Origin of the sequence: Amycolatopsis sp. CB00013, assembly GCF_001905755.1 — a bacterium.
Lineage (GTDB): Bacteria > Actinomycetota > Actinomycetes > Mycobacteriales > Pseudonocardiaceae > Amycolatopsis > Amycolatopsis japonica.
On sequence record NZ_LIWC01000002.1, the window covers coordinates 1,360,323 to 1,386,838 of the forward strand.

Consider the following 26,516-nt stretch of genomic DNA (forward strand, 5'->3'; position numbering starts at 1 on the left):
CCGTGGGTATGGAGATGCCCGACGCGGTCAAGTGGCTCTTGCCGATCGTCGTCGGGGAAAGCTGGCCCGAAGGCGACGAGGACAAGCTCCGCGAACTGCGCGACGCCTGGCACAACGCCTCGAAGGCGATCCAGCCGATCGCCGACACCGCGACCAAGGGCGCCACCGAGGTCCTCGGCGGCTGGAGCGGTCAGGGCGCGGAGAAGTTCGCCGAGGCCTGGAAGAAGTTCGTCGAGGGCGACGAGGCGTACTTCAAGTCGCTCGCCGATTCTTCGAAGGCGCTCGGGGACTCGTGCAACGCGACCGCGCTGGACGTCGAGTACACGAAGTACATGATCATCATCTCGCTGGTGATCCTCGCCGCCCAGATCGTCGCGATGATCGCGGCCGCGGCGGTGACGTTCGGCGGTTCGACGGCCGGGATCGCACCGGCGCAGATCGCCACCCGCATGACCGTCCAGATGATCTTCCGCCAGCTGATGCAGAAGCTCGCGCAGGAAGGCTTCAAGAAGGTCGCGAAGGAACTCCTGGAGAAACTTCTCAAGGAGGGCCTGAAGAAGATCGGCAAGGAGGTCCTGCAGAACACGGCGATGAACCTCGCCATGGACGCGGGCATCCAGGGCCTGCAGATGGCCAAGGGCGACCGCGACAGCTGGGATTTCAGCAAGACCAAGGATTCCGCGATCAGCGGCGCCGTCGACGGTGTCGTGGGCGCGGGCAGCAGCAGTATCGGCAAGGGCGCCACCAAGGGACTTTCCGACAGCGTCGGCGGCCAGATCGTCGACAGCGCGGCGCGGGGTGCCGTGCGCGGAGCGGCCGAAGGCGTCGCCAGCACGGTCGGGCAGGCCGCCGTCACCGGTGACCTGGACAAGCTTTCGGCCAAGGACGTGCTGATGGGCGCGTCCGGCGGGGCGGTCGGCGGTGGTGTCGACGGGGCGAAGAGCCAGATCGGCGACATCAAGGCCGCGAACACGCCCGGCCCGGCGGCGGGTGACGGGCCTACGACGCCCGATGTGGATTCGGGGGATTCCGGGACGCCTTCGCGTACGCCGGGTTCCTCGGATTCCGGTTCTTCTTCGCGATCGGACTCTTCGTCTTCGGACTCGGGCTCTTCGCGGTCGGACTCGGGGTCGTCGTCGGACTCCGGTTCTTCTTCGGATTCCTCGTCGCGGTCGGACTCTTCGCCGGACCCGGCGCCACGGTCCACTTCGGACAGTGATCCTTCGCCGCGGAGTTCGTCCGCCGATCCGCAGCCCCAGCGGGCGGCCGACGGCGATCGGGTCAGCCAGTCCTCGACGCAGGCTCCGGAACGTCCGGCGGACACCGGCGACGGTCAGCGTGCGGCGCAGACCCACCAGAACGCACCGGTCGCGGACAACGGATCCGGTCAGCAGCAACAACAACAGCAGCAGGCCGCGGCGGGGAATCAGCAGCAGGCGCCCCCCGCCCAGTCGCAGGCTCCGGCGGCGAGCCCTGCCCAGACGCCGGCTTCAAGCCCGGCACCGAGCTCGTCGTCGCAAGGACCTGCGTCCAGCCCGGCACAAGGACCTGCGTCCAGTCCGGCCCCGAGTCCGTCGCACGGCCCTTCGCCGAGCCCGTCGCAGTCCAGCGCGATGCCACCCGCCGCTTCCTCGGGCGCGCCGTCGAGTTCCGGCGGCTACGGGATGGCGTCCGGCTCGTCCGCTCCGTCGGGTGGCTACGGCATGGCGCCCGGCGGCAACCCGCCGGGCAACGGGCCCACGCCAGGAGGTTTCCCGCCCGGCGGACACGATCCGTCCCGGCCTCCCCGGCCGAACGACGGCGTCCAAGCCGCGGGTCTCGCCGGCAACGGCGGACCGCAGCAGCCGCGGTTCGACCAGCCGCCCGCGCCGATGCCCTTCCAGGGCCAGCAGCCGATGCAGCCGCCGCCTCCGGGTGGGTTCGCGCCGCCTCCGGGTGGCGGCGGCGGACCGATGCCGCACCGAGGACAGCAGGGCCCGATGGGTCCGCGGCCGACCGGGCCGCAGCCGCCACCCCCTGGCCAGGGTGGACATCCGCAGGATCGTGGGCCGCGTCAGCGTCCTCAGCAACCGCCACAGCCGCCACCACCGCCCGGCCCGCCGCGGCCGCCCCAGGGTTACCAGGGCAGGCCCGGTCCCGGTCCGAACGGCGGGGTTCCGCCGCGCCCGCAGACCCCTCCGCCCGGTCCGCCTCCGGGCAACCGCGGTCCCGGGGGCTACCCGCCGCCTCCGCCGCGACCCCAGCACCCGGGCAACGGTCCGTTCCCCGGCAACCGCGGCCCGATGCCGCCGCCTCCGCCAGGGCACCACCCCGGTCAGCCGGGACGTCCCGGACAGCAGCCCGGACGGCCGATGCCGCCCGGCGCCGAGCCGCCGCGTTTCGGTGGTCCGCAACGTCCGCCGCAGGTCCCGGCCCCGCGCCCCGGCCACGACGGGAACGCGGGTCCCCAGCAGCCGCAGCGTCCGCAGCAGCAGCAGCCGCCGGTGCGGCCGGTGGAGCACGCGCCGCAGCAGGTGCCGCAGGACCACGGCGCGAACGCGCCCAAGGACACCGAGCTCCCGAAGGACACCCAGGCGCCGAAGGACGTCGAGGCCCCCAAGGACACGGAAGTCCCCAAGGACACCGAGACGCCGAAGGACGTCGAGAGCCCCAAGGACTCCGACGCACCTAAGGACACCGACGCGCCCAACGACGTCGAGGCACCGAAGGACACCGAAGCGCCCACGCCCGACGACAGGGCCACTGTCGACGAGCCGTACCTGACCGACCCGGATTTCCGCACGGACGATCCCGCCGCCTACCGCGCGCTCGCCGAGACGCAGATCGACAAGCGCGGTTTCGACAAGGACACCGGGGAAGCGCGGAGCGAGCAGGTCCGCCGCGAAGGTCTCGCCAAACGCGACGCCCACGAAGATCCGCGCGTCAAGCAGATGTCGGATCAGGGCGCGTACGCGGTGCACAGCTACACGCGCACCGACATGGCCGAGCGGATCACGCACGCCCAGCGTCACGGCGGCCCGGAGCTGGACGCGCTCCGGCCGCATATCGAGGCGATCACCTCCGGCCTCAACGAGATGCCCGCCTACGACGGTCTCGTCTCGCGGCGGGTGAACTTCAACGGCAACGAGAGCGCGATCCGGGCCTTCCTCGAAGCGCACGCCAAGGGCCAGGTCATGGTCGACCCGCAGATGCTGAGCACGTCACGGGTCACGCCGGACCACCCGCGCAGCACCTTCCCCGGCGAAGTCGAGATGCGCATCCAGTCGAAGACCGGCCGCCACATCGAAGACCTCGCGTCCAAAAAGGACGAACGCGAAGTGCTGATGAAGTCGGCGACGCAGCTGCGCGTCACCGACGTCAAGATGGGCCCGGGGCATCCCGAACACCCCGACTACAAGAAGCGGCTGGACGACGGTTCGCCGAACGACCTGCCGAAGTGGATCGTCGAATGCGAAGAGGTCGTCCCCGGTGACGACGGCCATCTGAGCCCGGACGAGGTCCACCAGAAGGTCGCCGAGCGGCGCGACTACAACAACGCCGTGCAGGAGCGGCTGGCGCAGGAAGCCGCCGACCAGGAAGCCCAGCTGCGCCGCGATCACCCGGAGCTGTTCCAGACCCAGGGGCTCGGCGGGCTCGAAACCAAGCTGGCCGACGGCAAGGGTGGCTGGACCGACGTCACCGACGCCCCGGTCCGGGAGCTCCCCAAGCCGCCGAGGGAGCACGCTCCCGACGGTGGCTGGTCCGAGCTGGCGAAGCCGCTCGAAGAGGGCGGGACGCCGGTCATCCACGCCGGTTCGACCGAGACGCCGCACCAGCAGGTCCGGCTGGTCATGGACGAGCTTCCGGCGATCGGCGAGGCCAACACCCGCAACTACTACGCGCCCGAATCGTGGAAGGACGGCTACCAGACGAACTCGGCCGAAGCGCTGGTCGCGTTCGAGAACCGGATGGACGGTGGCGACGCCGTCGCCGGGCCGTCGACGGGTGGTTCGCCGCTGCAGCACGTCAGCGACCGGCTCGGCGGGCAGTGGTCGGATCGGAACGGTTTCGCCGACGTCGCCCGTGAGCTGGGCGAACGTCCGGTCGGCGCGCGGACCGCGGTGGCGTTCGAGCATCACGCCCCCGCCGATCCGAACGCGCCGGAGGGCTCGCCGCGGTCCAAGGACCGGATCGAGACGCGCATCGTCGCCGCGGTGAACACGCCGCACGGCGTGGTCTTCGCCGACCCGATGACCGGGCGGCTCGCGACGCTGCCCGACGATCCGACGTCGATCAAGGCGATGCCGATGGGCGGCGGCGACGCTCCGCACGTCCACTCGCCGGAAGCACCGGAAACCACCCACACCGACAAGACCGACGAGACCGGCGAAGCCGAAACCCCGGTCCAGGAGCAGGCGCCCAAGACCGAGGTCGACATCGCCGAGCGGCTCAAGGGTCCGGAAGAGACGCCGGCGCGGCTCGACGAGAGTTACCTCGGCGACGAGAACTTCCGTGGCACGCCTGAGGATCACAAGAGCCTCCGTGACCGCTACGACTCCGCCGACCTCGCCGAGCAGGCCCGCGAAAAGGCGCTGAGGCGTCTCGAAGCGAGCCCGCTGAAGGATCGCGTCTCGCCCGAAGCGGCCGAAGCGATCTACTCGTACTCGCGCGAACACGCCTACGCGATCAACGAGGCGAACCGTAAGGGAGAGTCGCACCCCGACTTCGAGAACGCCCAGCGCAGCACCCGGGCGATCGTCGGCGCGCTCAACGAGCTGCCGGACTTCCACGGCGAGGCCATCCGCGGCATCGACACCAAGGGCGACATGCAGGCCGCCGCGATCATGGCGGCGCACTACGAGCCGGGGCAGACCGTTCCCGAGCCGACGATGACCAGCTCCACCATCAAGACGTCGCCGGACACGAAGTCGAAGTTCGGCCAGGACGTCGAGATCCACATCGTCTCGAAGACGGGCAAGGACGTCTCGTCGCTCGCCGAGAACCCCGGCGAGAACGAGGCCATCAACAAGCCGGCCACGCAGCTTTACGTGCACAGCAAGGAGTTCAAGACTCCGCCGCTGGTCGACCGGCCGAAGTGGGTGATCCACGCCGAAGAGGTCACTCCCGGCGACCCGCGCTACCTCGACCCCGACACCGCCAAGCAGAAGATGGACGAGCGGCGGGCCCGGCACGCCGCCGAGGCACCGGAACTCGCCCGTCTCGCCCAGGCGCAGTCGATGGCGCGCCTCGGTGGTTTCGACGAGCCGCAGACCCCGCATCTCACCGCGGAAAACCCGGCGGAGCACGGGGTCGCGGACGCCGACAAGGGTCCCGAATACGGCGAGCAGCCCGCTCAGGACCACTCCGCCACCGACGACACGGCCGAACTGCCGGTCCCGGAGCGCGACTACTCGTCGATGGCGGTCGCGACCAACCCGCCGAGCGAACCGGCGATCCACGCCGGTTCGGCGAGCCCCGAGCAGCAGGCCGCCTACATCGCCGACCGGCACCCGCGGCTCGGCGAGGTCAACCCGCACTTCAACGACCCCGACGCGCTGGCGAACGGCTACCGCTCCAACTGCACCCGCACGCCGGGCGCGTACATGGACCGGCTGAACGGCATCGATTCGACCGCCGATCCGCTGCTCGTGCACGAGATGGACAGCCGCGGCACGCTGGAGCACGTCGAAGAGCGGTTCGGCGGGCAGTTCTCCGACCGCGCCGACTACGACGCCGTGATCCGCGAGATGCGCGGCATGCCGACCGATCACCACGCGGTCGTCGCGGTGAAGTACCTCGACGAGAACGGCGTCGAACGCGGGCACGTCGCGATGGTGGCGAACACGCGTGACGGCGTCGCGTTCCTCGACCCGCAGTCGGGCGCGCTGATGAACCTGCCGCATCCGCCGCTGGGCATGAAACTGATGCACGTCGGTGTCCCGGAGGGCCCGGCCGCGCAGCACACCGACGGGCACACCACGCGGACGGAGACCTCGTCGACGCGGCCGGTCGACCCGCGGATCGCGTTCGCGCGGCCGGATCAGCCGGCGGTGGACCCGCGGATCGCGTTCGCCAGGGAAGACACGCCCGACGTGCAGCCGTCGCGGATCGGGCCGGACGGCCGTCCCATCGTCACGCCGCCGCGCGACGCGGGCTACGGCATGGCGTCCGACGAGCCGTCGCACGGAGGCCGGGCCGACGTCGAGCGGTTCCTGAACGATCCCGAGGTCGCGGCCGCGGTCGACGGACTCGACCCGGACAAGAAGCGGGCCGTCCACGAGGACGAAAACGGCGTCAAGCACGACGTCGGCCCGATGCGGGACTTCATCCGCGAGCACCTGCCCGCGCATCCGGAACTCGTCCGGCTGATGGAGCACCCCGACAACGCGTACCTGCGGGCTTCGCTGCTGAACAACCCGATGACCATCGGCAGCCTGCTGCTGCACCCGGAAGCCATCCCGATCCTCGAAGACGCCCTGCGTGACGTCGAGGAACGCGGCCACCAGATGATCGACGACGTCCACCAGGACGGTCCTGGCGACACCCCGCTCACGCAGGAGCAGCGGGACCTCGCGAACGCGGCGGCGGACATCGCCGCCGACGTGGAACCGGGCGATCAGTACCACGCCGGCTTCGATCGCGCGGACAAGGGCGACACCGCGAAGATCCAGGAGTTCCTGGACGCCGAGCGGGAGGCTTGGCCGCAGAACCAGGGCGATCTCAACCGGATCGCCGAGCGGATCGCGGCCGACAACAACGGCGAGTCCTCAGGGCGTCCCGGTCCGAAGGACGACGACCGCGCGAAGGCGAAGATCGAGGGCTACGACGGCGACGCGTCGAAACTCACCGACCTGGTGGGCGTGAAGATCCAGTTCGACACGCTGGCCGACGTCTACAACGCGCTGAACGCGGTGATGGCCGATCCGGATCTCCGGATCGTCAGCTTCGACGACCGGTTCGCGAATCCGCAGGACAGCGGGTACCGCGATCTGCAGATGAACGTCCGGCTGCCGAACGGGCACGTCGCCGAACTGCGGCTGCACCTGCGGCATATCGACACCGTCTCGGCCTACGAACACGCCTTGTACGAGGTCCGCCGCGACTTCCCGACGTACAACCGGACACTGGACGCGGACAACAAGAAGCGGTTGTCCCCGGAGCAGGCCCTGCTGGAAGCGGCCCTGATGGACCGGGTCCGGGAGAAGTTCATGGCCGGGCTCCGCAAGGGCCTGCCGCCGGAGGAGAGCACGTGATCCAGACACCGTCCTTCTACACGTACTTCGGGAAGACGTACCGCGTCGAGTCGACTCCCGACGGGGGCCTGACGGGTTACCTCCTCAACCTGAGCTCCGGCGAGTTCGACGAAAAACCGGAGCATGTGCGCGAGGTCCTGCGGGCGATGGCGAGTTCGGACATCAGCAAGGTGCCCGAGGAGAAGTTCGTCCAGGAGACCGAACGAGCCCGCGCGTACGAGCTCAAGGGCGACGGTCCGATCTTCGCGCTGTACGAGACCATCGACGGCCTCTACCAGCAGGCCAAGAGCGAGAACCGGCGCGTGGACCCGCAGGAATCGGCGTTGATCAAGTCGCTGCGCAAGCGCACCTTCAAGATGTGGGAGGACGAGCTGGCCCGCCGCGCCGCCGGTGAGCCGCCGTCGTTCCGCGCGGAGCCCCGTTTCCCGAACCGGGCGCGATGATTCACGTGGAACAACTCACTCCGGAACACCAGCGCGGACTGCTGGTCCAGATCGGCAGGCTCATCCTGGCGGGGATCACCGACCCCGCCCACGCCGCGGTCGCCGATTTCCGGCAGATCGGGGAGCACACCGAACTCGAGGGCCACAACCTCGCGCCCGCGCCCGAGCTGAACGAGCTCTTCGGCAGGCTCCGCACCGGGATGTACGCGACCGGCCGGGGGACCTGGCTGCAGTCGCGGTTCACGCTGAAGCCCGACGGCACCTTCGACTTCGACTTCACCCTCGACGACGAGCCGTCGTGGACCGAGGCTCCGCCGACTTCGGCGTACCCGGACGAGCTGGCCGCGTTCCCGCGCGAGGACGAGCACGTCCCGGACTGGTGGCGGCTGCGCGCGCAGCTTCCGTTGCGCGTCGAGTTCCGGCACGCCCGGATCGTCGACGCGTACACCGAGGGCGAGCCGCCGGTGGTGGACCGGCCGGAGCTCGACGAGTCCGAAGCGCCGCTGGTCGCGCAGTACCTCGAACGGGAACCGGCGATCCTGTCCGGCAGCGGCCTCGGCAAGGACATCTTCGATCCGGAGGCCGACGGCGACGTCCCGGAGAGCTACCACACCGACGGCACCTGGATTTGGCACGCATCCGTACCGCACTACCTGCGGAAATACGGGATCCCGCCGGAGCCGGAGCTGATCGCGCACATCCGCGGCCAGCGGTTCCAGCCGCCATACGTCGAACATCTGGTGCGGCGGACCGCGGAAGCGGATCTGCTCGGGAAGCCGAGGCCGAGACCTGGCCGCTCCGACGTCAAGAAGACCGAAGGCGACATCGCCGCGGAGCTGGAGACGTCGCCGAATCCGGAGCTGACCGACGAAGAACTCCTGGTCGTGCTGGTCAGCAGGCTCGGCGAGCACGCCGTCTGGCCCGAGGCCTACCGCATCGGCGACCGCGCGGACGGCGCCTGGTGCCTCAACTTCACCGAGAAGGGTTGGGAGGTCGCGGCCTACTCGGACGGCGCCGCGGTCTCGCCGAAGTATTTCGACAAGCTCGAAGACGCGTCGCATCAGCTTCTCGGCGCGGTTCTGCTGCATCCGGCGCGGATGACCGCCGGACACGAGACGCCGCTGGAGACGGCGAAGGAACTCGCCGACTGGCCGGTGCACGCGGCGCCGGGTGAGCCTCCCCTCACCTTGCTCCGCAACAAGCGCGTCAGCCGGATGGTCGCCGGTACGGTCGTACTGCGGTTCGGCGAGGAAACCGGCAATCTGGTTCACCACGGAGGGGTACGGTTCGCCACGACGTCCCTGCCGCTGGAACGGGAGCGCGTCGGTGGGACCTACCGGCTGCGACGCCCGCTCCACGTGATCATCGGTGTCACCGTCCCTTGGGCGAACATGCCTGGTGGGGCGGTGGCCTACGTGCTCCCGAGGACCATCGCCGAGCACGTGTCCGACGGCAGCCTGGAGAGGATCGAGTAGGTGGAATCGGCGGAAGCGGTAGCCAAGGTCGAAGAGTGGCTGCGCGCGGTCCACGGTCCGGACGTGTCCGAACCGGGCGGCGCCGGCCTGCGCGTGAACCACGAGAAGGTCCTGCGCATCCCTGAGGGCTGGTCGGTCCCCTACAACACGATCGCCTTCCTCGACGAGGGTCACGCCGAGAAGGAGATCTTCCCGCCGCCGTCGGTGATCGTGCGCGAACCCGACGGCGAGCTGCGCCAGGCGCATCCGCAGCCCGGCGGGCTCAGCGTCCCGGTCGCGTTCCCCGGCCAGGAGGCCTGGCGCGAGGTCGTCGACCCCGAGTACGCGAAGTCCGGTCTCGGCGACCTCGGCGTCCCCCCGGCGGTGGTCGCGGGCTGGGTCAAGGTCAACGCGGAAGGCGTGCAGACCGGGGAGGAACGAGAGAACCCCGAGTACAAGGCCGGTCCGGTCCGCCGTGGTTACCCGAAGCCGGAGAACAAGCTCGAAACGCTGCTGTCGTTCGCCAGCGTCGGCTGGCTGACCAGGGAACAGCTGCTCATCGGGCTGCTGCGCTGCGAGGTCTACGTCCCGCTCGACCTGGCGTCGGGCAAGACGGAGCGGTTCTACTTCAACGAGGAACGCGCCGAGCTGCGGGTCTTCAGTTCCACCAGGAATCTCCCGTCCCGCGAACACGGGTACTGGAAGGTCGACATCGCCACTCTGGCCGGGTACGAGAGCCCGCCGAACCTCGTGATCAACGGCGGTCCCGCGACGTTCGAGGACGTCAGCGGCGCCGAGCTCGCCGAGACCGCGCAGCGGTTCCCCCGCCGGGGCCCGGGTGTCGACGTCAACGAACGCTGCCCGGAAGCGGAACCGGAGCTGGAGACCCTCGCCGCCGAAACCGCCGCGAAGATGGGCCTGGCCGAGCCGGTGAAGCCGCCACTGGCCGCGGCCGAGCGAGCACGCCGTCGCGGCTTCGAGCTGAGCGCCGAGGAATGCCAGAAGACCGTCCTCGGCCAGTCTTGGCTGGCCCGGCTCAAGCAGCCGGAGCCGCCTCGCGCCCGTCCGAACGACCTTCGGGCGAACGGCCTGGCGCCGGGCTACGACAACGAAGGCCAGATCCAGCCACGTCTGGACACCTTCGGCAAGTACTTCGACCGAGACCGCTCCAGCTCGCGTTACGGCTGGCAGCGCGTCACGGGCGCATACGTGGGCTTCGCGCTCGGCGAGGCACTCGGGGCGGCTGTCGATCGGATGCGGCTCGACGAAATCCACAACACGTACGGCCCCGAGGGCGTCTCGGATCTGACGGTCGCCTTCGACCTGCCCGGTCGCGTCGGGCCGCTCACCCAGCGGCTGCTGTTCTACACCGAGGCCGTGATCCGCAGCCCGCATCGCGAGCAGCCGGAGAACCGCGACGCCGAAAAGGCGCTCGGCACGGTCGCCCGCAACTCGCTGATGCGCTGGCTGCACACCCAGGGCGCGCCGCTGGACAACGCCGACGGCTGGCTCGTGAAGGTGCCGGAACTCCGCGTCCGCCGCACCCCCGACGACGCCGAGCTGAACGCGTACCACGCGCTGGCGACCGTCTCGCCGACGGCGATGCCGATGAGCGGACCGGACGCGCTGGTCGCGGCGCTGCCGGCGGCGATGACCGCGGCCGGGCCGGGGAGCGCGATGAGCGGCGGCGTCCGGCAGGCGGTCCGCGACATCGTGGCGGTCACGCATCCCGGCGAGGTCGACGTCGAAGCGGCGACCTACCTGACCTGGCTGTTCGAACCGGCGCTGACCTCGGAGGCGTTCAGCTACCCGATCTGGAACACCTCCCGCGAGATCTTCAGCGACCAGAACCCGCACCAGCGGGGACCGGTCTGGGCGGATCTCAAGGCGATGGTCGCGGAATCGGTGCCGTTCTTCGGCAAACACGGCCTGCCCGACCTGCGGGTCCCGGAGCTGATCGGCGACGGCAAGGGCACGCTTTCCGTGCTGGGCCGCGCGTTCGCGGCGCTGTCCGGCTTCGAGAACTATCCGGAGCAGGCGCTGCTGCGGGCGGTCAACCACTCGGGCCGCAGTGCGATCACCGGTGCCATCGCCGGCGCGCTGCTCGGCGCCCGCACCGGTATCCCGGGGCTGCCGCAGAAGTGGGTCGAGCAGCTGGAACTGCGTTACCTGCTGGAGAACATCGCCACGGACGCGTTCTGGCACTTCGACCGCCATTCGGCGCTGCACGAGGTCGACGGCTGGTCCCAGCGGTATCCCCGCTGGTGAAACTGGAATGGGGACGATGAACGAAGAGGAAGCCGTCAGCCGCGTCGAGGAATGGCTGACGGACCGAGGCGGGGAGGGGACCGGCGCGCTGCGGGTCCGCCGCGAGTACGTCGTGCGCGCGACCGACGGCTGGAACGTCACCTACAACACCGTCGGCTGGCTCGACGGCACCGACCCCGGCGCGGGCCTGTTCCCCAGCCCGGTCGCGTTCGTCCCGGACGACGGCGGCGAGATCCGCCTCGACCTGGAGCTGATGGCCGTTTCGGCGGCGGGCGACGACCCGGACGCGTTCACCCGGTGGGCGGAAGTCGTCGATCCCGAGTTCGATCCGGACGCGGTCCCCGGCCTGCCCGTGCCGAAGGCGGCGATCCTGCGCTGGGAGCAGCACACGCTTCTCGGCGAGCCGACCGGCGCGGTCCGCGCGAACCCGGAGCATCGCCCCGGGCCTCGATTCTCCGGCCGCCCGGCGCCCGAAAGCCCGGTCGAGACGCTTCTCGGCTACCTCCGCGTCGAGTGGATCACGCCGGAGGAGTTCGTCCATTGGATGCTCGACCTCGAGGTGCTCGCCCCGGCGAAGGACGGCCACCTGCAGGTCCGCGACTTCGGTGACGCGGGCGTGCGCTTCGTCGTCTACACCTCCGAAGCCCAGGTCCCGTCCGAGTACACGGTGTGGCAGCGGATCCAGCCCCGCGTGCTCCTGCGCCGGGGCAAGGACACCCCGGGCCTCGGCCTGCTGGTCAATCCCGGACGTCCGGAGACGTTCAACGTCTACCCGGAGACGCTGCGGCAGGTCGCCGACCTCGAACTCCCGGCCGGGACCGAACGCCCCGAATCCGTCGGGCGTCCCGCCTACTTCAGCGGGGAGTACGACACTCCGGCCGTCGCGAATCTGCGGAGCCTCGTCGACCAGGCGCGGGACAACGGCTACCCGCTGAGCGGCGAAGAGCTCACCCTCTTCACGCAGGCCTCGACGCTGTCGTTCGAGCGCTCGCGGGCGAAGTACGACGGCCGCCCGCTGCCCGAACTGCCCGAAGACCTGTTCGCGAACGGGCTGGTCACGCACTACTACGACAACGGCGAGCCGCGTCCGAGCGCCTGGACGTTCGGGAAATTCTACGACCCGACGCTCCCCATCGGCAGCTTCGCGTACCCGCGGCTTCTCGGCGCGTACGTCGGCTTCGCGCTCGGAGACGCACTCGGCTCGGGCGCCGACCCCGCCGACGGCCTGCCGCTCGGCGGCCTGACCCGGCAGCTGCTGTTCCACACCGAATCGGTGATCCGCGGCCTGGACCCGACGCCGGACAAGCCCGAGATCCCGGCCTCGCTGCCCGCCGGCGGACGGCCGGACGGCTGGGTCGCCAAGGCCACCGCGTCCGCCGGACCGGCACCCGCCGAGTTTTCGGCCATGCTGGCGACCGCGCTCGCCGCAACGGTGACCGGTGGCGTGCAGGGTCCCGCCGACAGCACCTTCTACGCGATGAAGGTGGTCCGCGAACTGGTCGGTTCCGCGGCCGGTCACGAGGTCGTCCACGGCGCCGAACTGCTGGTGAACGTGTTCCGCGCCCAGCTCGCGGCCCAGAACGGCGAACCGGCGGTCGCGAACTTCCTCGAAGGCTTCGACGAGTACAGCGGCGAGGTCGGCGAGCTGGTCAAAACCGTGCTCGAGCTCCGGAACGACATCGACGGAGACGACATCGAGCAGTTCGACAGCATCGGCGACGGCCGGACGCCGCTTTCGGTGCTCGGCCGGGCCCTGTTCGCCGCCGCCAAGCGCGGGTACGACCCCGAAGCGGCGCTGGCGCTGGCCGCTCGCGGTGGCTCGGTGACGGCCGCGCTGACCGGGGCGATGGTGGGCGCCAGGCTCACCGTGCCCGGCCTGCCGGAGGCCTGGCTCGCCGCGTACGACGGCCTCGGCGTCATCGACAATCTGGCGGGCGACGCCTATTACTACTTCAACCGCTTCGGCCTGCCCCGCGAGCCCGAAGAGCGGCGGCGCTGGGACGCGAACCGGTATCCACGAGGAGATCAGTAGGCAATGCGCGAGTGGCTTCAAGATCCGGCGACCAGGTCGCGGCTGCGCGGCAGCCTGTTCGCCGGGGCGATCGGCGACGCGCTCGGCGCGAAGACCGAGTTCGACTCGATCGACCGCATCCGTGAGATCGCCGGCCCCGCCGGGATCACCGACCTCATCCCCGCGTACGGCGGCGTCGGGCGGATCACCGACGACACCCAGATGACGCTCTTCACCCTCGAAGGCCTGATCAGGGCCCATGCCGCCGCCCGCCGGGAGCAAGGGACCTTTACTACCAGCCGGAGGCAGCAGGGGACCTTTGCTACCGCTGCTACCACCCCGCCAGTAGAGCAGTCGCTCCAACAGGCCTACCAGCGCTGGCTGCACACCCAGGGCATCCCGTGGGAGCGGGCCCGCGGCCCGAAGGACGCGAGCGCGGAACCGGACGGCTGGCTGATCACGAACCGCGAGCTGTTCAGCCGTCGCGCGCCCGGGCTCACCTGTTTCGGCGAGCTGGAGGCGTACGGCAGGACAGGCGTGCGCGTCGGCATGGACAGGCCGGTGAACAACTCGAAGGGCTGCGGCGGGATCATGCGCGCGGCACCGGTCGCGTTGTGGTCGGACGACCTCGCCGAGGTGTTCCGGCTCGGCGCCGAGAGCGCGGCGCTGACGCACGGTCACCCGAGCGGGTATCTCTCGTCGGGTGCCTTCGCGGTGATCGTGCGCGAACTGCTGGTGGGGAAACCGCTGCTCGACGCCGTCGCGACCGCGCGTACCGAGCTGGAGAAGTACCGGGGGCACGAGGAGCAGAGCGTCGCACTCGACCAGGCGCTCGCCCTGTCACGGGAAGGGGCCCCGACACCGGAGAAGCTCGAAACCCTCGGCCAGGGGAACATCGGCGAAACCGCGCTTTCGATGTCGGTCTACGTCGCGCTGACCACCACGGACGCTAACGCCGCGCTGCTCGCGTCGGTGAACCACAGCGGTGACAGCGACTCGACGGGGTCGATCTGCGGAAATCTCGTCGGCGCGATGTACGGCGAGGAAGCGCTCAACACGGACTGGCTCGCGAAGCTGGAGCTGGCCGAGGTGATCGGACGGCTGGCGGACGACGCGCTCGCGGAGTTCGGCGGGAGCGCACCGGGTGACGACCGGTGGTACGCCCGCTATCCGGCCCACTAGATTTACCTCCGGTTTGGGGTACTTGGGGAGGGGACACATAGTGCGTTACCGGGTTCAAGCGGCGGAGCGGCCTGATGGCCTGTACGCCGTCTGGGGGGACACCGTCTTCGCGGCCCAGCGGTCGACCGAAGACGGCACGCTGCTGCTCATCGCGCCGCCAGGGGAAGCGGCGCCCGAGGGCTTCGACCGCGACTGGAACGGCCGTCCGGCCAGGGTCGTGCTGAACGGCGAGGCGGGCGCGACCTTCAGCCTGCAGTCGTACGGCCGGTTCGACGACGAGCACTTCCAGATCGCGCCGAGCACCGGCGGCGACCTGACGTTGCGCTGGGCGGGCGAGGACGCGACCCGCGCGGCCGAACTGGGCCTGACGGACTTCTCGACCACGGCCGCACCGACGCGGCTGACGGCCTTGTGGCAGACCAGGCACGACTTCGTCGAGACGCCGGAATCCCGGCTGCAGCCGGGAACGGGCGATCAGGCCGCGCTGCTGCGCGCCATCGGCCGGACGCTGCTGCGGGTGCTGCCCGCCGGCTGGCAGCGGGTCGGCGCCCAGTTCCGGCAGGTCGGCGACTACTCCGAACTCGAGGTCCGCTCGGTCGGCGACGAGGGCAACGGCCCGGTGTCGGTGTCGATCGCGGCGCCGCCGGAGCTCGGTTCCCTGTTCGCGCGGCTGCGCGCGGCGATGCACCAGCCCGAGACCGGCACGTGGTTCCAGGGCACGTTCACGCTCGACTCGGAGTCGCACTTCGACTTCGATTTCGACGCCGACCAGGAACCGACGTGGCGGCTCGCGCCGAACGAGGGTGGGAAGCCGTCTCCGCGCGCGTACGCGACCGAGCTCGCGATCTTCCCGCGCGACCAGAAGCACGTCCCGGCCTGGCTTTCGGCCAAGGCCGGTCTGCCGCTCGACGTCGTGTTCCGGCACGCGCAGGTCGTCGACGCGCACAACGAGGGCGAACGCCCGGTCGTCAACCGGCCGCCGGTGCCGCCGGAGATGATGCGCGGCGTCCTGGACTATCTCTTCCGCTCGCCGGTGGCGCTGACCCGGCCGGGCCCGCAGCCCGACATCTTCACCCCGAACGGCCCGCCGGACGTGCCGAACGCCTTCCACACCGACGGCGTCTGGATCTGGCCCGCGGCCGTCCCGCACTACCTGCGGAAGTACGGGGTGCCGCCGGAGCCCGAGCTGGTCGAGCACATCCGGGCCGCCGGTTTCCGGCCGCCGCTGGTCGGCGAGCTGGTGCGGGCGACCGCCGAGGCGGAGATCGTCGGCAAACCGCGGCCGCCGCAGACCGCCGCGGATCTGCCGGACGAAAGTGCCCGCACCCGCGTCGAACGCGACGGCGAACCGGCCCGCGACATCCGGGCCGTCGAGGTACTGGACGTCCTGTACCAGCGGCTTGCCGAGCACGGCGTGGCGCCGACGGCCTACCGGATCGGCGCGAACGCGGTACCGGAGCCGGGGCTCTGGACCTTGCGCCGCACCGAAAGCGGCTGGGAGGTGTCGCGTCCGCCGACCGACGAGCCGGTGGCGTTCGCCAAGATCGAAGAGGCGGCGCGGTTCTTCCTCGGCACCCTGCTGCTGTATCCGGCACGGGCCGCGGTGGGCGCGAACGAGGAGGCCGACAACCCGGCCGACTGGCCGATCCTGCCGCTGCGCGGTGAGCCGCCGCTGAACTTCTTCCGGCGCAAGCGGATCGTCGTCCTCCCGGCGGGCACCACGGTGCAGCGGTTCGGGAACGAGACCGGGAACCTCGTGCACGCTGAATCGGCGCGGTTCATCGAGACGTCCCTCGCCGCGGACCGCGAACGGGAGCGCCGTCTCTACCGCGTCCTGCGGCCGCTGCGCGTGGTCACCGGCATCACCGCGCCGTGGAACGGGACGCCGGGCGGGGCCGTGGCCTACGTGCTGCCCCGGCCGATCGCCCAGCATCTCGAATCCGGCGCGCTTTCCCGCGTCTGACCACCCGCATTTCGTCCTCTGAATGCGATCAATCGCATTCAGAGGACGAAATGCAGGGCGCTAGAAGGCCTTCGCGACCAGCTCGTAGGACCGGGCCCGAGCGGCCGCGTCGTACACCGGTGCCGTCAGCATCAACTCGTCGGCACCGGTGGCCGCGGCGAGATCCTTCAGCGACCGCACCACCTTCTCCGGTCCGCCGTGCGCCTGTGCGGCGGTGAACTGCGCGATCAGCTCCTTAGACTCCGGCGTGAATTCGTGCGCGGCGGCCTGCTCCCTGGTCGGGAAGGCGAGGTCGCCGCCCTCGCCGTTGAGCAGGTACGACTTGATCACCGCGCACGGCCCGGCGACGTAGGCCGCTTCGGCGTCCGTGTCCGCACAGATGGTCTCGACGCAGAGGATCACGTACGGCTCTTCGCGCCATTGGGACGGCTTGAAGTTCTCCCGATACGCCTGCAAAACCTCGGCCGTGTTCTGCGGCCGGATGTGGTGTGCGACCGCGATCGGCAGGCCGAGCTCGGCGGCGAGACGGGCGCCGGCCGCACTTGAGCACAACAGCCACGGCTCCGGCGTCGGGACCTCGCCGGGCAGCACCCGGATTCCGCTCTCCCCGGCCAGATGTCTCAGCAATTCGGCGACGTCGGCGCGGTAGTCGTCGTCCGTCGCCGGATCCGCGCCCCGCCGCAACGCGCGGACGATCTTCTCGTCGAAGGTGCCGGGACCGCGCCCGACACCGAGATCGATGCGGCCGGGATGCAGCGCCGAGAGCGTCGCGAACTGCTCGGCGACCGCCAGCGGGGCGTGGTTCGGCGCCATCACCCCGCCGGAGCCGATCCGGATCGACGACGTCACCGCCGCCAGATGCGCGGCCAGCACCGGCGGCGAAGCCGTGGCGATGGCGGGCGAGCCGTGGTGCTCCGCGATCCAGACGCGGTGGTACCCCAGTTCCTCCAGTTTCGTGGTGACGGTGGCTGTCGAAGCGAGTACTTCGGTGGCCGCGCGGCCGTCCTCGACGATGGCGAGTTCGAGCGCGGAAAGCAGGATCCCCATACCCCCAACGTAGCCAAACTCAGGACGCGGTGATCAGCACCGCGGGCGACCACCAGTAGTCCGCGAGCGGCTCGATCCGGATGCCGGTGAAGCCCGCTTCCTTCAGCTGCGAAGCCCAATCTGTGGCGGGCTGCTCCCAGTTCGTCCGGCCCGTCCCGGGTTCGACGAGGCCGAGCAGGACCGGCAGCAGGAACCCCTGCGCCACCAGCGACGCCTCCTTGCCGTACTCCGCGATCCCGCGTTCGTAGCGCGTGACCAGGGAAAGCAGGTACTCGGCGGAGTCTTCGTCGTACTCGGGCACGTCGAATTCGGCCAGCACCAGACACGAGGTGCGGGGCCGCAGCGCCCGCAGGACCTCGGTGCGTTCGTCGGTCGGGATCGACTGGAGCGCGAAGGTCGACTGCGTCAGCTGCCACTGCTGGTCGTCGTCGCGGTCGAGGAACTCCTGCGCGGTGGCCTCCCAGGTGTGCAGGCCGCAAGTGCCGTCCAGATGCTTGCGCGTTTCCGCGAGCAGCGCGCTCGACGGCTCGACCAGATCGATCCTGCCCGGCTGCCGGTCCGCCTGTTCGAGGGCCGGGACGACGGCGAGCCCGTCTCCGCAACCGAGGTCGAGCAGGGAACCGACGGTGCCGTAGCGCCGGGCGAGCATCGCGCTGAGCTGCCGGTAGAGCTTGACGTTCCCGCCACCGCGGATGAACGCCGTGAACGCGGCCGGCCGGTCGTAGACGGCACCACCGCCGCCCTCGGTCAGGTATCGGTGCAGTTCGATGCCGAGCGTGGATCCGGCCCGCTCGGCGAGGTCCGCTGCCTTGGCCCGGTCACCGTCGCGGTACGCGGTGAGCGCTTCGGCCAGGACGTCCGTTTTCTTCATGTTCTCCTGTTTACCGTCAGAAAGGCACCCAAAGGGTGACTCTGGTGCCATTGCCCGGAGCCGACTCCACCCGCGCGGTCCCGCCGACCTCGTTCAGGCGGGCGGTGATGGACTCGCTGATGCCGAAACCGGCGGGCCGGGTGTCGAGGCTGAACCCGGCGCCGTGATCGCGCGTGATCACCGCGACGCCGCCTTCCTGCTCCTCGACCCGCACGACGACCTTGTCCGTCCCGGCGTGTTTGAGCGTGTTGCGCAGCGACTCGCGGACGGCGTCGCGGATGGCGATCTGCCGCACCTCGGAAAGCGTGTCGTCGTCGAGTTCGGCGATCACGAGCTGGGCACGCAGCCCGTCCCGCGCCATCTCCGCCGCCAGCGACGCGAGTTTCTCGCCCAGCGGCCGCGAACCGGCCTCCGACCGTTCCGAAGCCTCGTTCTCGATCGTCCGCCGCAGCTCCATCGACTGCGCCCGCGCCAGCCGCTGCACCTCGGCGAGCCGCGTGGACGGGTCGCCCTTGTTGGCCAGCGCGATCGCTTCGAGGGTCTGCAGCACGGAGTCGTGCAGCATCCGGTGCTGGCGGGCGCGTTCGGCGATCCGGCCGTTGCGGATGCCGTACGCGAGGGCGAGCCGGGTGCCGAGGCCGATCAGGACGAGGGCGCCGCTCGCCGTGAAGAGGACACCGAGGATCGACGGGAAGGTGGCCATGGCGTCGCCGGGCGCGGCGTGACCGGTGCCGAACACCGACGCGAGCATCCGCACCGGGAAACTCACGACGGCGAGCGCCGCGGCGGCGGGCATGCCCAGCGCCAGCGCCAGCAGCGCGACTTCACCGAGCAGGTGCTTGCCGGGCACCGCCATCGCCTCGGTGAAGACCGAAGCCGGCACCAGCGCGCCGACGGCCAGCGGCGCGAGCAGGGTGAACACGAGGTCGATCGCGAGCAGGCGGGCGGCGTGCTGCGGGCGGAACGGCGCCGAGCGCAGCATCCACCGGATCCCGTACAGCGAAAGCCCGACCGAGCCGAGCGCCGCCAGCCCGACCGGGCCGATCCCGATCATGCCGTGGGTGGAGACGTAGACGCCGAACGCGCCGGGCACCGCGAAAAGCCGGTAGACCAGCGGGACGAGGGCGACGTAGCGGGCGGCTCTGAGCAGCAGGTTGTCGCGATGAGCCGTGTCGATGGGACCGGACATCTGCTGGATCCGCCGCAGCGCGCGCATCGGTGTCGGGTCGCCGACCTCGTCCGACAGCTCGCTCGTCGCCGTCGCCAGCGCGGGCGCGCCACGACGCAGCAACGTCACCAGAAAACTGGGCGGCCGCTTCGCCATGGATTTTCCCCCTGCCCGGAGCACCGGCAGGAGTATCTCCGGTTCCGCCGTGTGGATCCAGAGACCAACGGGGTTTATCTCAGCCTATGCCGTTCTCGGCGGCCCACTTCTTCAATTCGGCCACCGCCTCGTCGTGCTCCAGCGGACCGCGGTCGAGCCGCAGTTCCTTCAGGTGCTTCCACGCCTTGCCGACGTCCGGCCCCGGCTTGAGGCCGAGGATCCGCATGATCTCCTCGCCGTTGAGGTCCGGCCGGACCCGGTCGAGGTCCTCCTGCGCCTGGATCGCTTCGATCCGCCGCTCGAGGTCGTCGTAGGTCGCCTGCAGTGCTGCCGCCTTCTTGCGGTTGCGCGTGGTGCAGTCGGCGCGCACGAGCTTGTGCAGCCGGGGCAGCAGGTCGCCGGCGTCGGTGACGTAGCGCCGCACCGCCGAATCCGTCCATTCGCCCTTGCCATAGCCGTGGAACCGCAGGTGCAGGAACACGAGCTGGCTGACGTCCTGGACGATCTCCTTCGAGAACTTCAGCGCCCGCAAACGTTTGCGCGCCATCTTGGCGCCGACGACCTCGTGGTGGTGGAAGCTCACGCCGCCGCCGGGCTGGAACTCGCGCGTCGCGGGCTTGCCGACGTCGTGCAGGAGCGCCGCGAGCCGCAGGATCAGATCCGGCTCGGAGGTCGGTTCGTGCGACTTCTCCAGGTCGATCGCCTGCGCCAGCACGGTCAGCGAGTGCTGGTAGACGTCCTTGTGCTGGTGGTGCTCGTCGATCGCCAGCCGCATCCCGGGCACTTCGGGGAGCACGCGATCGGCGAGGCGGGTGTCCACCAGCAGCTCGATACCGGGCCGGGGGTCGTCCGCGAGCAGCAGTTTCGACAGCTCGGTCTGGACGCGCTCGGCGGTGATCCGGTCGATCTCCTCCGCCATCGACGCCATCGCGTCGACCACGCGCGGCGCCGCGGTGAACCCGAGCTGCGCGGAGAACCGCGCGGCCCGCAGCATGCGCAGCGGGTCGTCGGCGAAGGACTCCTGCGGGGTCGCGGGCGTGTCGAGCACCTTGTCCTGCAGTGCCTGAAGGCCGCCGTGCGGATCGACGAAGGTCTTGTTCGCGAGGTCGATCGCCATCGCGTTGACCGTGAAGTCGCGGCGGAGCAGGTCGCCCTCGATGCTGTCGCCGAAGGTGACCTCGGGGTTGCGGCCGACGCGGTCGTAGCTGTCGGCGCGGAACGTGGTGATCTCCAGGGTCATGCCCTGTTTCGTCACGCCGACGGTGCCGAACGCGATGCCGACGTCCCAGACCGCGTCGCCCCAGGCGCTGACGATCTTGAGCACCTGGTCCGGCCGGGCGTCGGTGGTGAAGTCGAGGTCGCTCGACAGCCTGCGGAGCATCATGTCGCGGACGCTGCCGCCGACCAGGTACAGGCTGTGTCCCGCCTTCGCGAAGAGCTTCGCGAGCTCGTCCGCCAGCGGGGAGATGCGCATCAGCTCCGTCACAGCGTTCTGCATCGCAGTGCTCTTCCCCGCAATCGCCTGTCCGGCGACCACCTTGTTCACGACAATCCCACCACGATTTGGATGTACTACTACGGCCCGGCCCAACACGGGCACGGTGAGCCAGCGTACCCGTACCGCCGTTTGCTCTAGCATCGCAGCATGTCTGGATCAGCCGGCCGCTCCGGCGCTTCGAAGCCGGGCCGCCGGCGGAGGCGCAGGCGGGGGCGGCGGCTGACCACGGTCGACGAAACCTCGGCCGGCGGACTCGTCGTCGACGCCGAACGGGCGAACGCCGCGCTGATCGGGCGGCTCGACCGGCACGGCAGACTGCTGTGGTCGCTGCCGAAGGGCCACATCGAGGACGGTGAGACGCATGAGCAGACGGCGGTGCGCGAGGTGAAGGAGGAGACCGGCATCTCGGCGCGCGTCCTGCAGCCCCTCGGCACCATCGACTACTGGTTCGTGGCCGAGCGACGGCGTGTGCACAAGACGGTGCACCATTTCATCCTGGAATCCACCGGCGGCGAACTTTCGGACGAGGATGTCGAGGTGACCGAGGTCGCCTGGGTACCGCTCGCCGACCTGGAGACCAAACTCGCCTACTCCGACGAGCGCAAGCTGGTCCGGAAGGCCAAAGAACTCTTCGCGCAGCAACAGCACACCGCCGAGGGAGCACCTGAGTGAAGCGGCTTGCCGCCACTGTCCTGTCGATCCTGTTCCTGGCCATGGCCGCCTCGCCCGTCGCGGTCGCGCAGGCACAGGAACAGCCCCGGCTGCGCGTGGACCTCGACCAGCTGAACCCCCGCGTGATCGGCACGAACTCGGCTTCGCTCACGGTCACCGGCCGCGTCACCAACATCGGCGACCGGCGGATCAGCAAACTCGGCGTCCGGCTGCAGCTGGGCACCAGGCTGCAGAGCGAGCAGCAGATCGGCGACGTCCTCGCCGGTGACAAGTTCAAAGATCTCGGTGCGACCGAGTTCGTCGACCTCGAACCGGACGAACTGGAGCCGGGGCAGAGCGCCGCGCTGAACCTGTCCGTCCCGCTCGGACAGTCGTCGAAACTGCAGTTCCCGAGGCCCGGCGTGTATCCGCTGCTGGTCAACGTCAACGGCACCCCGGATTTCGGCGGCCCCGAACGGCTGGCGGCGGTCACCCTGCTGATGCCGGTGCTCGGCGTCCCCGGCAGGGCCCCCGCGTCACGTCCCACGTCGGCGCCGTCCACGAGCCTGCTGTGGCCGATCGCGAACAGCACCGTGCACGTCGTCTCGTCCCCGCTCGGCGGCCCGCTGACCCTGGCGGACGAACGGCTCGCCGGTGAACTGGCCGCGGGTGGCCGTCTCGACTCGCTGGTCGAAGCGGCGCGGGCGGCCGAGGCCGACACGAAGGTCTCGTCGTCGTTGTGCCTGGCCATCGACCCCGACCTGGTCGCGACCGTCGACGGGATGACCCGCGGCTACCAGGTCTCGGGCGGCGCTCCCGGCAAGGGCGTCGAGACCGCGAAGAACTGGCTCGGCAGGCTGAAGGCGCTGGTCGCGGGCCGGTGCGTGGTCACCCTCCCGTTCGCCGACGCCGACCTCACCGCGCTGACGAAGGTCCGCGCGGGCGACGCCACCGACACCGCGCTGATGGCGAGCGCGCTGGGCGGCGCCGGGACGATCAAGAACCTGCTCGGCATCCAGCCGCAGGACGGCGTGCTCTGGCCGGGCGGCGCCCTCGATTCGCAGACCGTCGAAGCGATCGGCAAAGCCGGCGTCAAGACGGTGCTGACCGATTCGGGCAAGCTCCAGTCCGGCTCGCCGCTTTCGGGCGGGGTGTCGATCGAGGGAACGGACCTGCGCGCGCAGCCGATCGACGCGCTGATCTCGTCCGCGCTGAACGGCTCGGGCTCCACGCAGAACGGGCTCGGCGCCATCGCCTTCCGGGCGGGGCTCGGCGGGCAGTCCGAGGGACCGGCACGCTCGCGGCTGCTGATCGCGCCGCCGCGGCACTGGGCCGCGAGCGGCACGGAACTCACCACGTTCCTGGAGCGGATGGGTGACTTCTACACCGCCGGTCTGATCAAGGCCACGCCGTTGCCCGAACTGCTCGGCGACGGCCCGTCCGGGACGGCGTCGGTCAACTACGACCCGCAGGATCTGACGGCCGCGACCAGCGGTGACGTCACCGCGAAGATGTCCCAGATCGACAACGAGACGCTGGGCCTGTCGTCCGCGATGACGATGGATGCCACCAAACGAGTGAATCCGGCCGACGTGATCGCCCCGGTCCGATTCGCCCTCATCCGGGCCGCGTCGACCTCGTGGCGCGGCGCGGACGCCGCGATCGTCACCGCCAACGCCCGCGGCGACCTCGAAGCGATCCGCAGCCAGGTCACCGTGGAGCGGCCGAAGCAGACGATCGCGCTGGCCTCCGGCGCGTCGCCCCTGCCCGCGTACATCACCAACGGCCTTCCGGTCGGCGTCAACGTCCGCACCGTGCTCAAGAACAACGTGGGCCTGCGTCCCACCGAAGCCGTCCCGGAGCGGACCGTCCCGGCCAACGGCGCCATCAACCAGCTGCTGCCGGTCGAGGCGCTGCGAGCCGGCCGGTTCAGCGTCGACGTGGCGCTGACCACGCCCGACGGGACCCCGCTCGGTTCCGACGCGCGGTTCGAGCTGACCTCCACGGAGTACGGCGCGATCACCATCATCATCACCATCACCGCGGCGGGTGCGCTGCTGCTCCTGTCGTCCCGGCGGATCTACCGGAGGATCAAGGACTCGCGGGCCGATCGGACGAACGAAACCGCCCCACGTGTGACCGAGGACGCACAGGTTTAAGTGTTTCCGGCCGTTCCCGATTACCCTGGGTCGAACGATGCCGCCGGGCATCACGTAGTCGAGCACCGAGGATTGGGCGCACGTTGGAAAGAGAGCCGGGTGTACCGCCCGAGCGTGCAGGCCGTCCCCGGCGCGAAGGTACTCCGCCACCGCCCCGCCGTACCGACGGACCGGCACGCCGTCCGGAGCGTCGTCAGCCGCCCCCGCAGCAGCCCCCGCCCGAACGCGGTGAGCGCCCGCGGCGGGCCGTGCCGCCGCCTCCCCAGCAGCCACCGCCGGACGGCCGCCGCCAACGGGTGGCGGGCCGCCCCGACGACGAGACGCGACGGCTGAGGCCACCACCCCAGGGCGCGCCGCCGCGGAAAGCGCCCCCCGGTCAGGGGACGCCGCCTCCGCCGACCCGTCGGCAGCCGGTGCCGCCTCCGCAGGGGCCGCCGCTGCCGCAGCCGTCGCAGAACCAGGCACCGCGCCGACCGGCACCTTCCCAGGCGCCGCAGGCCCTCCATCAGACACCGCCCCCGCCGCATCGCGGGCGCCGCCAGCCGCCACCGGTCCGCCCGTGGCAGGTCGACCGGCGCGACGAAGCCGACGCGACGCGGTTCATCCCGCGCACCCCCGGTGTCCCGATGGGTTCGCGCTGGCCGGTCGCCGACCCCGACGTCCTCCGCCCGTACGACCAGCTCGCCACGCAGGTCATGCCGGCGATCAAGGACGCGCCGCTGGTCAAACCGCGGCCGGGGGACACCGGCGAACAGGATGTCGCCGCCCCGGCGAAGGCGCCGTCGCTCGCGAAGTCCAGCGGCCGGATGGCGATCGCGTCGCTCATCAGCCGCATCACCGGCTTCGCGTGGAAGCTGCTGCTGGTCGCGGCCATCGGCGCCCAGGTGGAGAACGACTCGTTCAACGTCGCCAACACCATGCCGAACATCATCTTCGAACTGCTGATGGGCGGCGTGCTGTCGAGCCTCGTGGTCCCGCTGCTCGTGCGGTCGCAGGACGACAAGGACGGCGGCGAGGCCTACACCCAGCGGCTGGTCACGGTGGCGGGCACGTTGCTCGTCGTCGGGACGACGATCGCCGTGGTCGCGGCGCCGCTGATCACCAAGCTCTACGTCGACGACAAGGGCCAGGCGAATCCCGAGCTGGTCACCGCGTTCGCGTATCTGCTGCTGCCGCAGATCTTCTTCTACGGCGTGTTCGCGCTGCTCTCGGCGGTGCTGAACGCGAAGAACATCTTCGGCCCGACGGCGTGGGCGCCGGTGATCAACAACCTCGTCGTCATCTTCACGATCCTCGTCGTGTGGATCATGCCGGGGAACATCTCCACCGATCCGGTGTCGATCACCGACCCGAAGCTGCTGACCCTGGGCATCGGCGTGACCTCGGGCATCGTGGCACAGTCGGTGCTGCTGATCCCGCCGCTGCTGCGGTCCGGGTTCAAGTTCAAATGGCGCTGGGGCATCGACAAGCGCATGAAGGAGTTCGGCGGGCTCGCGCTGTGGACCGTCGGCTACGTCGCGGTCAGCCAGGTCGGCTACACGATCACCACCCGCGTGCTGACCAGCGGTTCGCAGGGCGGTGTGACCGCGTACAGCAACGCGTGGCTGCTCTTCCAGCTGCCGTACGGCGTCATCGGTGTCTCGCTGCTGACCGCGATCATGCCGCGGATGAGCCGCGCGGCCGCCGACGGCGACCACAAGAAGCTGATCGGCGACCTCTCCTACGCGTCGCGGATCTCGACGGTGATGCTCGTGCCGATCTCCGCCGTGATGACCGTGGTGGGCGGTTCCGTCGGTATCGCCCTGTTCACCCTGGGCAAGGGCACGGTCGAGGACGCGTCGCGGATGGGCGAGGCGCTGGCCATCTCGGCGTTCGCGCTGCTGCCGTACGCGCTGGTCATGCTGCAGATGCGGGTGTTCTACGCGATGAAGGACGCGCGGACGCCGGTACTGATCATGATCGTGATGACCGTGGTCAAGGTGCCGCTGCTGTACCTGTGCCCGGCGCTGCTGTCGCCGGACAACATCGTGCTCGGCGTGATGATGGTCAACGGCCTCACGTTCGTCGTCGGCGCGATCCTCGGTCAGGTCTGGCTGTGGGTGACCCTCGGAAACCTCCGGAGCAAGCGAGTGCTCGGGGTGATCCTCTTCACGGTCGTCGCGAGTGTGCTCGGGGTCGGCGCGGCCTGGCTCGCCGGGCAGATCGTGCCTGACTCGTTCGGGCCTACTTTTCATGCCTGGGTGAAACTTCTCCTGCAGACGGTGGTCGGGATCGCGGTGTCGTTCGGCGTGCTCATCGCCCTGAAGGTGGAGGAATTGAAGCCCGCCACGGCGAGGATCACCCGGTTGATCAAGCGCGGATAACGATTCACGTACGGATGGCGCGCGTTCACGGGTCGTATTCTGGGTACCCT

At 70.3% G+C, this 26,516-nt stretch carries 14 protein-coding genes; 10 read left to right on the forward strand and 4 right to left on the reverse strand.

All coding sequences use genetic code 11. The features are described 5' to 3' along the window. The first annotated feature begins 8 nt into the window (after positions 1–8). From AMK34_RS16605 to AMK34_RS16635, 7 genes are read left to right on the forward strand one after another with little or no spacing between them, the layout of a single operon-like run. Positions 9–7,232, forward strand: a complete 7,224-nt coding sequence (locus AMK34_RS16605; protein ID WP_073845928.1) for a WXG100-like domain-containing protein — start codon at positions 9–11, stop codon at positions 7,230–7,232. After that, positions 7,229–7,675, forward strand: coding sequence for a hypothetical protein (locus tag AMK34_RS16610; protein ID WP_073845929.1), 447 nt, complete (start codon positions 7,229–7,231; stop codon positions 7,673–7,675). Before AMK34_RS16605 ends, AMK34_RS16610 begins: the two co-directional genes overlap by 4 nt. 5 nt (positions 7,676–7,680) lie before the next feature. After that, positions 7,681–9,150, forward strand: a complete 1,470-nt coding sequence (locus AMK34_RS16615) for a TNT domain-containing protein (RefSeq protein WP_143202462.1) — start codon at positions 7,681–7,683, stop codon at positions 9,148–9,150. Continuing rightward, positions 9,151–11,397 (forward strand): ADP-ribosylglycohydrolase family protein, encoded by a 2,247-nt coding sequence (locus AMK34_RS16620; protein ID WP_038522015.1) that lies wholly within the window; start codon positions 9,151–9,153, stop codon positions 11,395–11,397. It begins immediately after the preceding gene. A gap of 16 nt (positions 11,398–11,413) precedes the next feature. Beyond that, positions 11,414–13,429 (forward strand): YrhB domain-containing protein, encoded by a 2,016-nt coding sequence (locus AMK34_RS16625; protein WP_073846323.1) that lies wholly within the window; start codon positions 11,414–11,416, stop codon positions 13,427–13,429. Between the two features lie 3 nt (positions 13,430–13,432). After that, positions 13,433–14,590, forward strand: coding sequence for an ADP-ribosylglycohydrolase family protein (locus tag AMK34_RS16630; RefSeq protein WP_073845931.1), 1,158 nt, complete (start codon positions 13,433–13,435; stop codon positions 14,588–14,590). Positions 14,591–14,630: 40 nt separating this feature from the next. Further along, complete coding sequence (locus AMK34_RS16635; protein WP_073845932.1) at positions 14,631–16,553, forward strand: TNT domain-containing protein; 1,923 nt, start codon at positions 14,631–14,633, stop codon at positions 16,551–16,553. Positions 16,554–16,613: 60 nt separating this feature from the next. On the opposite strand, the gene AMK34_RS16640 is transcribed toward AMK34_RS16635, so the two are convergent. From AMK34_RS16640 to AMK34_RS16655, 4 genes are all read right to left on the reverse strand, one after another. Next, entirely contained in the window at positions 16,614–17,600 is a 987-nt protein-coding gene (locus tag AMK34_RS16640) for an LLM class flavin-dependent oxidoreductase (protein ID WP_073845933.1), read from the reverse strand. A 19-nt stretch (positions 17,601–17,619) separates the two neighbouring features. Further along, positions 17,620–18,471 carry a class I SAM-dependent methyltransferase gene (locus AMK34_RS16645; RefSeq protein WP_073845934.1) on the reverse strand — a complete coding sequence of 284 codons (852 nt, stop codon included), beginning with the start codon at positions 18,469–18,471 and terminating at the stop codon, positions 17,620–17,622. 16 nt (positions 18,472–18,487) lie between these two features. Beyond that, positions 18,488–19,795, reverse strand: coding sequence for a sensor histidine kinase (locus AMK34_RS16650; RefSeq protein WP_073845935.1), 1,308 nt, complete (start codon positions 19,793–19,795; stop codon positions 18,488–18,490). 79 nt (positions 19,796–19,874) lie between these two features. Next, on the reverse strand, positions 19,875–21,293 hold the full coding sequence (locus AMK34_RS16655; protein ID WP_038522033.1) for a CCA tRNA nucleotidyltransferase: 1,419 nt from the start codon (positions 21,291–21,293) through the stop codon (positions 19,875–19,877). A gap of 147 nt (positions 21,294–21,440) precedes the next feature. Here AMK34_RS16655 and AMK34_RS16660 point away from each other — a divergent pair, with 147 nt between their 5' ends. The 3 genes from AMK34_RS16660 (at position 21,441) to murJ (ending at position 26,466) form a co-directional block, all read left to right on the forward strand. Continuing rightward, entirely contained in the window at positions 21,441–21,965 is a 525-nt protein-coding gene (locus tag AMK34_RS16660) for an NUDIX hydrolase (RefSeq protein ID WP_038522036.1), read from the forward strand. Further along, positions 21,962–24,103 carry a DUF6049 family protein gene (locus tag AMK34_RS16665; RefSeq protein WP_073845936.1) on the forward strand — a complete coding sequence of 714 codons (2,142 nt, stop codon included), beginning with the start codon at positions 21,962–21,964 and terminating at the stop codon, positions 24,101–24,103. Before AMK34_RS16660 ends, AMK34_RS16665 begins: the two co-directional genes overlap by 4 nt. A 413-nt stretch (positions 24,104–24,516) precedes the next feature. Next, the gene (murJ, locus tag AMK34_RS16675; RefSeq protein ID WP_038522042.1) at positions 24,517–26,466 is read left to right on the forward strand and encodes a murein biosynthesis integral membrane protein MurJ; all 1,950 of its coding nucleotides are present in this window, start codon (positions 24,517–24,519) and stop codon (positions 26,464–26,466) included. Positions 26,467–26,516 lie beyond the last annotated feature (50 nt).